Source organism: Metallibacterium sp., from assembly GCF_054637675.1.
On sequence record NZ_JBTSRB010000001.1, the window covers coordinates 1 to 11,607 of the forward strand.

General features: G+C 68.9%; 6 protein-coding genes. 3 read left to right on the forward strand and 3 right to left on the reverse strand.

The window, feature by feature from the left end; all coding sequences use genetic code 11:
* Nucleotides 1–516: 516 nt before the first annotated feature.
* Together ACYDAT_RS00005 and ACYDAT_RS00010 are read left to right on the forward strand one after the other, a co-directional pair.
* A complete protein-coding gene (locus tag ACYDAT_RS00005; protein ID WP_461448117.1) occupies nucleotides 517–2,520 on the forward strand; it encodes an OPT family oligopeptide transporter in 2,004 nt (667 codons plus the stop codon).
* Between the two features lie 171 nt (nucleotides 2,521–2,691).
* Nucleotides 2,692–4,194 carry a DUF945 family protein gene (locus ACYDAT_RS00010; RefSeq protein ID WP_461448118.1) on the forward strand — a complete coding sequence of 501 codons (1,503 nt, stop codon included), beginning with the start codon at nucleotides 2,692–2,694 and terminating at the stop codon, nucleotides 4,192–4,194.
* 360 nt (nucleotides 4,195–4,554) lie between these two features.
* On the opposite strand, the gene ACYDAT_RS00015 is transcribed toward ACYDAT_RS00010, so the two are convergent.
* Both ACYDAT_RS00015 and ACYDAT_RS00020 read right to left on the reverse strand, forming a co-directional pair.
* Complete coding sequence (locus ACYDAT_RS00015) at nucleotides 4,555–6,384, reverse strand: 3-hydroxybutyrate oligomer hydrolase family protein (RefSeq protein ID WP_461448119.1); 1,830 nt, start codon at nucleotides 6,382–6,384, stop codon at nucleotides 4,555–4,557.
* A 274-nt stretch (nucleotides 6,385–6,658) separates the two neighbouring features.
* Complete coding sequence (locus ACYDAT_RS00020) at nucleotides 6,659–8,074, reverse strand: tryptophan--tRNA ligase (RefSeq protein ID WP_461448120.1); 1,416 nt, start codon at nucleotides 8,072–8,074, stop codon at nucleotides 6,659–6,661.
* 150 nt (nucleotides 8,075–8,224) lie between these two features.
* Here ACYDAT_RS00020 and ACYDAT_RS00025 point away from each other — a divergent pair, with 150 nt between their 5' ends.
* Nucleotides 8,225–10,477 (forward strand): glycoside hydrolase family 3 N-terminal domain-containing protein, encoded by a 2,253-nt coding sequence (locus tag ACYDAT_RS00025; RefSeq protein ID WP_461448121.1) that lies wholly within the window; start codon nucleotides 8,225–8,227, stop codon nucleotides 10,475–10,477.
* Nucleotides 10,478–10,611: 134 nt separating this feature from the next.
* On the opposite strand, the gene ACYDAT_RS00030 is transcribed toward ACYDAT_RS00025, so the two are convergent.
* On the reverse strand, nucleotides 10,612–11,541 hold the full coding sequence (locus ACYDAT_RS00030; RefSeq protein ID WP_461448122.1) for a hypothetical protein: 930 nt from the start codon (nucleotides 11,539–11,541) through the stop codon (nucleotides 10,612–10,614).
* Between the last annotated feature and the right edge of the window lie 66 nt (nucleotides 11,542–11,607).

Sequence of the window (11,607 nt, forward strand, 5' to 3'; positions counted from 1 at the left end):
GTACCAGCGTGGCCACATCACCGTGCTGGATCGGGCCGGGCTGGAGCGGCGCGTCTGCGAGTGCTACGCGGTGGTCAAGCATGAATACGAGCGGCTGCTGCCGAAGCAGCGCGCGACCTGAGCGCAGCAAATCGTGGCTCACCAGTGAGCGAAGATCGCTGCCGGCCGCCGCCCCACCGGCCGTCCGTTGGGCCTGTCGGGCCGTGGCCGAGCTGGACGGGTTTGCGGATACCAAACGCACCGGGCGCCCCGGTTGGCCGCCACCGCTAATGGGTCCGGCTTGACTCAAGGGTTGCTCGTCCGTTACGGCCGGGAGCAGCCCCATGCGTTGGGCATGAAGACACACGCTGAGGCCTGTGCTTTGGCGGCCTGACCTGTGCAACAACCGCCGGGGCATTACAAAATCGGTTTGTTTGGCGATCCGCCTCTGCGCGATACCTCCCGCTTCGGGTTACCCTGCGCGCGATCCGGCGCGCGGCGCCACGGGCTGTTTGAACGCTTGCGAGGAGCACGCGCATGAACCGCAGCACCCCTGCCACCACCGCCGCGCCGTCGATGCGCGAGCTGACCGTTCGCGGCGTGATCCTCGGCATCGTGATCACGCTGGTGTTCACCGCGGCCAATGTGTATTTCGGACTCAAGGCGGGGCTGACCTTCGCCACCTCGATTCCAGCGGCGGTGATCTCGATGGCGCTGCTCAAGGGTCTCGGCGGCAGCAACATGCAAGAGAACAACATCGTGCAGACGCTGGCCTCGGCGGCGGGCACGCTGTCGGCGATCATCTTCGTGCTGCCGGGGCTGGTGATGGTGGGCTGGTGGAGCGGGTTTCCGTTCTGGATGAGTTTTGGCGTGTGCGCGCTGGGCGGCATCCTCGGCGTGATGTACACGATCCCGCTACGGCGCGCGCTGGTGACCGGCTCGGATCTGCCCTACCCGGAAGGCGTGGCCTGCGCCGAGGTGCTGAAGGTGGGCAGCGCCGCGGCCAGCGGCAGCGTGGCCGAGCAGGAGAACAAGGCCGGGCTGCTGGCGGTGACGCTGAGCGCGCTGGTGTCGGCGGGCTTCGCCGTGGTGGTGGCGACCAGAATCTTCGCCGGCAACGTGGCCACGTATTTCCGCATCGGCGACAAGGGCTCGGCGACGGGATTTGATTTCAGCCTGTCGTTCGCGCTGTTCGCGGTGGGGCACCTGGTGGGCCTGTGGGTGGGCTTGTCGATGCTGCTGGGCCTGCTGATCGGCTGGCTGGGGCTGGTGCCGGTGTTCACGGCATTGCACCCGGCGGCGGGCTCGCTGGTGGATGTCGCGCAGGCGGCATGGGCGCAGCGCGTGCGCTTCGTCGGCGCCGGCACCATCGGCGTGGCGGCGATCTGGACGCTGGTCAAGCTGGTGCGGCCGGTCGTCAGCGGTCTGCGCGGGGCGATGGCGGCGGCGCGCGTGCGCAAGTCAGGCCAGGCCGACACGCTGCCGCGCACCGAGCGCGACCTGCCGATCGGCCTGGTCGGGCTGATCACATTGATCTCGTTGCTGCCGATCGGCTGGATGCTGCTGCATTTCGGCCTGGTCGCGGGCCTGCGCGCACAAATCACGCTGCTGGTGATCGGCGCGCTGGTGTTCGTGGTGCTGATGAGCTTTTTTGTTTCGGCGGTGTGCGGCTACATGGCCGGACTGATCGGCTCGTCCAACAGCCCGCTGTCGGGCGTGGGCATCCTGGTGATCATCGCCGCGGCGCTGCTGCTGGTGCTGGGCGTGGCGCCCAGCCTGCCGGTCGGCGCGCAGCCGGCGCTGGTGGCGTTCGCGCTGTTCGTCACCTCGGTGGTGTTCGCGGTGGCGACCATCGCCAACAACAACCTGCAGGATCTCAAGACCGGCCAACTGGTGGACGCCACGCCGTGGAAACAGCAGGTGGCGCTGGTGATCGGCGTGATCGCCGGCGCGGCGGTGATTCCGCCGGTGCTGGATCTGCTGCTCAAGGCCTACGGCTTCGCCGGCATGCCCGGCACCAACCCGGCGCTGGCGCTGGCCGCGCCGCAGGCGGCGCTGATCTCGGCGCTGGCGCAGGGCGTGATCGAGCACAAGCTCGACTGGAGCATGATTGGCCTGGGCGCGGCGATCGGCGTGGTCATCGTGATCCTCGACGAACTGCTGGCGCGGCGCGGCAAGACCGCGCGCCTGCCGCCGCTGGCGGTGGGGCTGGGCATTTACCTGCCCACCTCGACCACGCTGATGGTGGTGATCGGCGCCATCGCCGGCTCGGTTTTTGATCGCCGCGCCGAGCGCACGGCCAAACCCGAAGCCACCAGGCAATTGGGCGTGCTGCTGGCCTCGGGCATGATCGTCGGAGAAAGCCTGATCGGCGTGGCGCTGGCCGCGTTGGTGGTGTTTTCCGGCAAGTCCGCGCCGCTGGCACTGGTCGGCGCCAGCTTCGCGCACGCCGCGGTGTGGATCGGCGGCGCCAGCTTCGTGCTGGTGATGTACGCCATGTATGCGTGGCTGTTCAAACTCAGCCGCCGCGCGGTTGGCTGAAGCGCGGCGTGTCGCGGCATAATCGGCTTGGTACGAATGGCGCTTGCTTGGAGCTCGTCTCCCCCGCGAAAGCGGGAATGACGAATATCATGATTTCATGCCCAAGCAAGCGCCATTCGGCTTACCAATCGCTGCGGCGCATGGGCCATGCCGCGCACTCAGGGGAGTTCCATGAGAAAGGCAGCCATCACGGTCGCAGCCATCGTCGCGGCGCTCATCGTCGCGGGCCTACTCGGGCCTTGGTACACCGGACGCACCACCAACCAGCAGCTTGATGCCGCGGTGGCGGCGATCAACCGGCAGGGCACGTTGCAGGCCAGCTATGCGCGCACCCGCACGAGCTGGTTCGGCCAGCAGGGCGATCTGGTGCTGGTTCCGATGCTCGCCTCGCTGCGCAAGTTCGATCCGCACGGTACGCGGCCGCTGCAGCTGCATCTTGATATCGCCTACGGCCCGTTTCCGTTCGCCGCGTGGAGGCACGGTTTCACCGTGCTGCCGGAGGCCGCGGTGATCAACGCGCGCATCGACGGCCTGCACCAGGCGCTGACCGCGCTCGGCAGCGACTATGTGCTGCGCGATGTGATCGGCCTGACCGGCAACAATCACCTGCGCGCGCAGCTCGATGCCGGACAGCACGCCGATGCCGATGGCACGCACTTGCAGTGGGCCGGGTCGCGGTTTGAGCTCGATCAGCACGGTGCGCGCTGGAGTGGCACGGGGCATAGCGGCCAGATCGATCTGGGCAAGAGCGGCGCGGTGGCAGCCACGGCGCGCATCGCGCCGCTGCGGATCAAGTTCCGCGACCTGGAAATCCGCGACGGCATGAGCGCGGGCAAGATCGATATGACCTGGGACGGCCTGCAGGCCAGCTTCCCGAATCACCTCGCCGGCGCGCCGCAGAACATCACGGTCGGCAAGCTCGCGTTGAGCGGCGACACGCACTTCGTGCAGGGCGTCGCGGCGGGCAAATCCACGCTGATCCTGGCCTCGGTGCGCTATGCCGCGGCGGGCAATGACGTACCGTTCTTCGATCTGGAAAACATGAGCCTCACCGGGACAACAACCGATCCGCAGGGCGATTACCTCGATTCCAGGCTGCGATGGCGGATCGCGCGTCTCAGTGCCGCCGGCAAGGTGTTCGCGCCGCTGAGTCTGGATCTGGACTTCGCGCACATCAACGTGCAGGCGCTGCGCAATTTGATGCTGGCGCTGCGCCGGATGGGCAAGCTGCAACAGCAGAATCTGCCGCCGCAAGTCGTCAGCCAGAACATCCGCGCCGCGATATTGCCGCCGATGCTGGATCTGCTCCAGCATCAGCCCGTGCTGCGCTTGCAGCAGTTCAGCATCGGCAGCGCGCAGGGCGCACTGCAGGCGCAGGGCAGCGCGCGGTTGCCGCTGCCGCCGAACGCGCAAGTCTCGCCGCCAGTCCTGATGCACGCGCTGGATGCGCAATTCTCGCTGCGCGTGGCCGCGCCGTTCGCGCAGCGACTGGCCACTTACCGGCTGGCCAGCCAAGGCATGCCCGCCGACCAGCAGGCCGCGGGCGCGCAGCAACTGCTGGCGCGACTGCTCAGCCAGGGCATCCTGCTGCAGCAGGGCGCGAATTACGCGCTCAACTTCAGTGACCGCGGCGGCGCCATGCAGCTCAACGGGCACGCGCTCGGGCAGCACTGAGACCCAGCGCAGCGTGATCTCGAACGCCGCCGGGGAAATGGCCAGAATCGCGCCGCCACCGGCGGCGAGGCCGCGTGCTTCCCCAAGGCGGTCATCGAGACCTCGCGCTGCCGCGCTGAGCGGAAAGTCGGGGGTCGGGGGTCGGGGGTCGGGGGTCGGGGGTCGGGGGTCAGGAAAGAGCGACCGGAATCGACCTCCCTCGTCATCCCCGGGCGCGCGCAGCGCGAGCCGGGGATCCAGTGGCCTTGCCCTGCGCGTTGGATGCCCGCCTGCGCGGGCATGACGAGCAGAGGTTCCGAGCGCCCGGTCATGCCGCGCTTAGCGCCGCGCGAGCCGCGCGCCCCACAACCCACTCCCGCTCTACTGCGGCAAACGCAGATTCGCCGCCGTGGGCGGCAAGCCGGGCACGGCCTTGATCTCGGCATCGCCAGGCAGCGCCTTGTCCAATGCGACATGCGCCCACAGCGCATCCAGCGCGGCGTGCACATACGGCACCAACGGCACGTACTGCTGCGCGAAACCGGGCAGCGCGAGAAAGGCATCGAAGTGCTGCGCCGGGCTGACCTGCCATTCGCGCACCGGCAAGCCGGCCTTGCGTGATGCGGCGAGATACGGCGCGCTGCTGAAGCGGGCCGGGATCAAGCCATCCTCGACGCCGTGCACCAGCAGCACCGGCAGACCGGCGCGCGGCAGGCCGCTGCGCGTGGCGGCGACGCCGGCACGCAGGCGCTGCGCGAGTGCGTCATCGCCGCTCCACAACGCGCGCAGGCAGGAGAGTCCATGCGCGTATGAATCGGGCGGTGCCTGCTGCGCATCGACGATGGCGACGCCGGAACCGGGCGGCACACCGGCGCCATCCGCCCACCACAGCGCGCGCGCGATCTCCGCCGCGGCAGCCGGATGACCGAGGCCATCGAGCGCGGCGTAGCGGTAGCCGCCAGGCATCGCTGCGCTGCCGGTGCGCGCATAGGCCGCGGCGTCGAGCACGGCGACGCTGCGCCACAAATCGAACGCCGTGCTGATCGCGGCGCTTTTCAGCGCGGCTTCGCTCCAGCCCTGCGCACGCAAGTATTCCCGGGCATTGCGCGCCTGCTCGGGCAAGCTGCTGCCGGCGAGCCGGCCCTGCGCCTTGAGCGTGGCGCAGCGCGCAGCGCCGGCCGCGGCCAGCAGCGGATTGCCGCGCGCGCCGGGCGCGGTATCGAAATGCGCGTCGAGCAACGCGCACGGCAGCCATAGCGCGGCCTCGGTCGCGTAGTCGTACAGCGGTCGTCCGCCCTCGACGTAAATGTTGGGCTCGCCCGCGACCACGCCAGAAAGCAGGTGCGCCTCGTCGATGGCGGCGGCCTGCAGTACCGCGCCGGCGCCGTTGGAAATGCTCACCGCGATGATGCGCGTGTTCTGCGGCGTGAACGGTGCCTCGGCCGGAAACGCGCGATCCAGCATGGCCAGGCCGAAGCGCGCCGCCTGCAGCGTGTGCCGGCCCCAGTCCGCCTCGGGGTTGTCGCCGGAGTGCGCCTGCTTCACGCCGATGGCATCGGCGCCGGCCAGCGGTGAGGCCGGCTCGAACTCCAGCGGCGCGCTGCCGGCCACGGCGCGTGTACCATCCAGCGCCACGCCGCTGTTGCTGGCGCAGTCGAAGTAACCACTGCCCGCCGCTTTGTCGGTGTACACCACGGCGCAGCCGCGCGGCAAACCCCAGGCACCGGCCACGGCGATGGCACCGTACACGCCGCGCGAACCCGAGGCCGGCGCCACCAGCAAACAGCGCGCGCGTCGATCGAAGGCATCGGGGATCTGCGCCAGCACACGATGGCTGGCGCGCGCGCCGGACACGCGCGCGAAGGCGCCATACTCGCGCCCCGGCACCGACGCCAGCGCGCCGTAGGTATCGGATACTGCCAAGGGCTGCAACCAGGCGATACCCTTCCAACTCATCTGGATCGCGCGCCGACGCACCTCGGCCGGCGTCGGCCGCGCGGGATCGGCGAACACCGCCGGCGCACCACGCAACCCGGCGCGGCCCAGGCCCGCGCTGAGCAAATCGTCGCCATCGACGTGGCGCGTTTCGCGCACCGGCGAAACCAGAAAATCGATCTGCGCGTTGAACTCCGTGGCTGGCACCGCACCGGCAAGAAACCGCGCCCTCATGCGGCCGATGATTTTATTCAGGGAATCACGTAGTGGGTTCATGGCGACGGTCTGCATGCACGCGGAGATCAAGGCATCGTACTTGCGCCGCCATACCACCCGGGTTACGGGCGCCGGCGGCGCGGGTTGATTGCCTGCCCTGCGCATGCACGCATGGCGATGCTCGTCACCAGTTCGACGGTTGTCATGCGATGGCGGAGACCACGATCGCATGCACCCAGCGCGAGTCGCGCGAGGCAGACCCACGGCCGACGCACCCTGTTGTCAACCCGCCGTTGCCGCGGCACGCCCCGCGGCCAAATCGCCGACACCGCGCTCAGGGCTGCGCGGCAGCCAGCGCGCGCCAGCGCGTTTCCAGCGCATCGACCAGTTGCAACATGGCGGCATCGCGCGCATCGGCGTTGGCATAAGGACCGGCCTCGGCCAGACGCTCGTGCGCGAACCACAGCTCGAAGGCCTGCCCGCCGATGTGTTCAGCGATGCGTAGATGCAAGTTGTCCGGCCCCCATACGAAGCTGGCCGCGCCGCCGGCCTTGTCCAGCATCTGCACCCAGTCGGCAGCGGCCTTGGGCGTGTCGAACGGCACCGAGAGCAGCAAGTCGACGCCGTCGGCACCAAGAAAGCGAAAGTGGAAATGTCCGTCCTTGCCGCGAAAAGTGACGAAACGGCCGACGCGGGCTGCAGCGTTACTGCGCATCACCTGTGCAGATCCCGCCTGTGGCGCGCGCAGACCGACGGCCTCGCGCAGTCGCGCCAGCAGCGGCGCGGCCAGCGCGCGTGCCTTGGCCGCGCCTTCCTGCAAGATTTCCTCGATCTGATTCGAGGCGGTCAGCTGGTCATAGCGCGCACGTTTCGGTCCGATTTCGGCTTCGATGCGCGTGGCAAGGCGCTGCTTGGCCTCGCCCCAGGCCAGTCCGGCGCGCAATTCGGCGGCGTAGGCGTCGCCCTGCGCGCGCGTGGCGAAGGCACGGTAGATCGCGCACAGTGCGTTGCTGTCCGGATCCTTGGGCTCGCCGGGCCTGCGCGAGTCGGTGACGATGCGCGCGATGGCGTCCTCGAGGGCGCGCGGGCCACCGGCGAACAACGGGATGGTGTTGTCGTAGCTCTTCGACATCTTGCGGCCATCGAGGCCGGGCAATGTGGCGACATCCTCGTCGACCACCGCCACGGGCGGCGCCAGCAGCTCCCTGCCGGCGCCGTAGAGGTGGTTGAAGCGCTGCGCGATGTCGCGCGCCATCTCGATGTGCTGCACCTGATCGCGGCCCACCGGCACGCGCTGCGCGCCGAAGGCCAAGATGTCGGCGGCCATCAGTACCGGATAGCTGTACAAGCCGAGGGTGATGCCGGCATCGGCATCCTCGCCCTGCGCGATGTTGGCATCCACCGCGGCCTTGTAGGCGTGCGCGCGATTCATCAGGCCCTTGGCGGTGACGCAGGTCAGCAGCCAGGTCAGTTCGGGAATCTCGGGGATATCCGACTGCCGATAAAAGGTGACGCGCGCCGGGTCCAGTCCGCAGGCCAGCCACGTCGCGGCGATCTCCAGACGCGAGCGCGCGATGCGCTCGGGGTCGTCGCACTTGATCAGCGCGTGGTAGTCGGCGAGGAAGAAAAACGCATCGGTATCCGGCTGCGCCGCGAGCCGCAGCGCCGGCCGGATGGCACCCACGTAATTGCCGAGGTGTGGCGTGCCGCTGGTGGTGATGCCGGTGAGGACGCGCGTGCGTGCATTCATGTGCGGGGCTCTGCCGTGTTGCGTGAGCTCCACAGTGTAACGGGGCGGCACCGCCTGTGATGCCATGCAGCACAAGTCCGTGAGCAGCACCGGTGCACCGGCCCACCGCTATGCTCGGCGCTGGCCGATCGCCTTGCCGGGAATCCGTCCATGCCGCTGCGTCCTATCCTCCTTGTGCTGGCCACCGCTCTGGTGGGCCTGGTGCCGCTGTCCACCCTTGCGGCAACAGCCGCCCCCGCCAGCGGCACCGATCCGGCAGCCATGCGCGCCACCGTCGATGGCCTGCTGGCGCGCATGACGCTGATGGAAAAGGTCGGCCAGCTCACCATCCTCGGCGCCGACCACAAGGATCTCGCGGCGCTGATCCGCAAAGGCGAGGTCGGCGGCACCAATGGCGTACTGCCGGGCGTGGACGTGGCTGCCTACACACGGCGCATGCAGCATCTGGCGCTGCAGTCGCGACTGCATATCCCGCTGCTGTTCATGGGCGATGTGGTGCACGGCTTCCGCACGATCTTGCCCATGCCCATCGGCCTGGCCGCCACCTGGGATCCGGCGCTGGTGCAGCAGGCCATGCATGCCGCCGCGCAGGAAGCCACACGCGCAGGTGTGGACTGGACCTTTGCGCCGATGGTGGATATCGGACGCGATCCGCGCTGGGGCCGGGTATCCGAGGGCGCCGGCGAAGACCCCTACCTCGACGCAGTGATGACCGGCGCCGCCATCCGCGGCTTCCAGGGCAAGAACCTGGCCGCGCCCGACGCCATGCTGGCCACGGCCAAACACTTCGCCGGCTACGGCGCCGTGCAGGCGGGCCGCGACTACAACTCGGTGTGGCTGCCGCGCTACCAGTTGGACTCGGTCTACCTGCCGCCGTTCAAGGCCGCGGTGGACCAGGGCGTGGGCGCGGTGATGGCCGCTTTCATCGCATTGAATGCTGTACCGACCACTGCCGACGGCGCGTTGATCCATGGAGTGCTGCGCCGGCAGTGGGGCTTCGACGGGTTGGTGGTGTCCGACTACGACGCCGTGCCGCAACTGCAGCAGCATGGCATCGCCGCCACGCCGGCCCAGGCGGCGCAGGAGGCCATCGACGCCGGCATCGACATCGACCTGCACAGCGGCGCCTACCTGAAGGAATTGCCCATGCTGGTGCGCGAAGGCAAGGTGCCGATGGCGACCGTGGATGCCGCCGTGCGCCGCGTACTGGAGGCCAAGTACAGGCTGGGCCTGTTCGCCGATCCCTACCGCCACGGCGGGCGCAGGGGCGACTCGCCGATGGCTGCGCCCTCCGCGGCACACCGCGCACTGGCACGCGAAGTGGCGGCACGATCGATGGTGCTGCTACGCAACCAGAACCACACCCTGCCGCTGCGCAGCGACCTGCAGCGCATCGCTGTGATCGGTCCGCTGGCCGACGACCGCCTGGATCTGCTGGGTCCGGTGCATGCCGAAGGCCAGGCCGATGAAGCCGTGAGCGTGCTCGCCGGCATCCGCCAGGCCGTCTCGCCGCACACGCAGGTGCTGTACGCGCCGGGCACCCGCGTGCGCGGCCACAGCGCGGCCGGCTTCGCGCGGGCGGTGGCGCTGGCGCGCAGCGCGGACGCAGTAGTTCTGGTGGTGGGCGAAGATGTCGCCATCGTCGGCGAAGGCAACAGCCGCTCGCACCTGGGCCTGCCGGGCAATCAGCTGGCCCTGGTCAAGGCGGTGGCCGCCACCGGCACACCCGTGGTGGTGGTGCTGATCAACGGCCGCGCACTGGCGTTGCCCTGGCTGGCCAGCCATGTACCGGCGATTCTGGATGCCTGGATGCCGGGCACCGAGGGCGGACCGGCGGTCGCCGACGTGCTGTTCGGCCGCGTCGATCCCTCGGGCAAGCTGCCGGTAACCTTCCCGCGCGACCTCGGCCAGGTGCCGCTGTTCTACAGCCAACTGCGCACCGGTCGGCCGTACAACCCCGACGATCCCTACACCACGCGCTACGTGGACGTGGCCAACACGCCACTGTTCCCGTTCGGCTACGGCCTCAGTTACACCACGTTCGCGATCGGCGACGTGCACGCCGACCGGGTCCGCATGCCCTGGAACGGCACGCTGACGGTCGCCGCGAGCATCCGCAACACCGGCACGCGCAGGGGAGCCGATGTGGTGCAGCTGTACGTGCACGACGAAGTGGCCAGCGTCAGCCCGCCCCTGCGGCTGCTGCGCGGCTTCCGCCGCGTGACGCTGGCGCCGGGCGAGCAGCGTACGCTGCACTTCCGCCTGACCCGCCACGACCTGGCCATCGTGCAGAGCGACCTGCAATGGCAGGCCAATCCGGGGAACTACCGCATCTACGTCGGCGACAGCTCGGCCGCGACGGACCACGTGGATGTCACGCTGGAGGCACCCGCCACGCCGTAGCGAATGCGGCCGCACTGCCTGGGCACACATGCGTGTGCGCTCCCGGCAACCTGCGGCTGCGGCGACTCCACGCGGGCATGGCGCCCCTTTGCGACAATCGGCGCCGAACGTCGCAATGCCGACGGTAACTGCAACTACAAGGCGTAGCTCAGGTTGAGCGACCCCTGCCAGGGCGCGACCAGCTGATTGCCGTTGACGTGCTGGTACACCGGCACGCCGACGCTGAGGTCGACACGCAGGCGTTGCCAGGCCAGCTCCATCCCCGGCGCAGCGACCAGGCGCTGGTAGCCGGAATTGCCTGGATCGGCCTGCACGCCGCTGTCCTTGCCGCGCAGCGACAGCAGCGCCTGCAGCACCGGCGTCAGGTGTGTGCCGCCAATGTCCCACCCCTGCGGATAGACGCCGAAGGCGGTGTCCAACTCCTTGCCGGGGCGATAGCCGGCGCGACTGTTGGCGGGCAGGTCAGCCAGGATCTGCACGAAGCCGCCCCAGCCACCCTCGGCGCCGAACTTCCACTGGTGATAGCCGCCCAGCAGCAGATCGGTGGTGCCGGTGCCGATCTCGGTGTCGCGGTCGAAGTTGGGGTAGGTCCAGTCGCCGGTGGCCAGCTTCATGCCGAGCATCAGGCCGCTGGAGCGATCCGGCGAGAAGCCGGTGTACATGCCCATGACGCGGATATCGCCCAGCGCGCCATGATCGTAGGAGACCGGGGCGCCGGCGGCGTCCAGCGTGGTGAAGTGGCGCTGCCAGTAGGGCACCTCGACACGCAACCCCCAGTCGCGGTTGACCATGGTCTGCACGCCGATGCTCTGGAACAGGGTGCGGATATTCTTGTCGGCGTTGTCCGCGACCGGCGCGCTGGACGAACCCGACCAGTCCCTGGACTGATCCAGATAATCCACCTGCGCGAACAGCAGCGTGCCGTTGCCCAGTGTCGTCGGCAGCAGATCGTTGGTGCCCACCTGAAACACGCCGCATCCGCAGGCGCAGGCGTGCGCGGTCTGCGGCAGAGCGAGGACCAAAGCCATGCTCAACGCGAGCGCGCCAGGGAACTTGTGCGGCATCCGGGAACTCCTACTGTCATTGGTGTTAAAGATTAGATAAAAACTCTGGATAAGATCAAGACTATA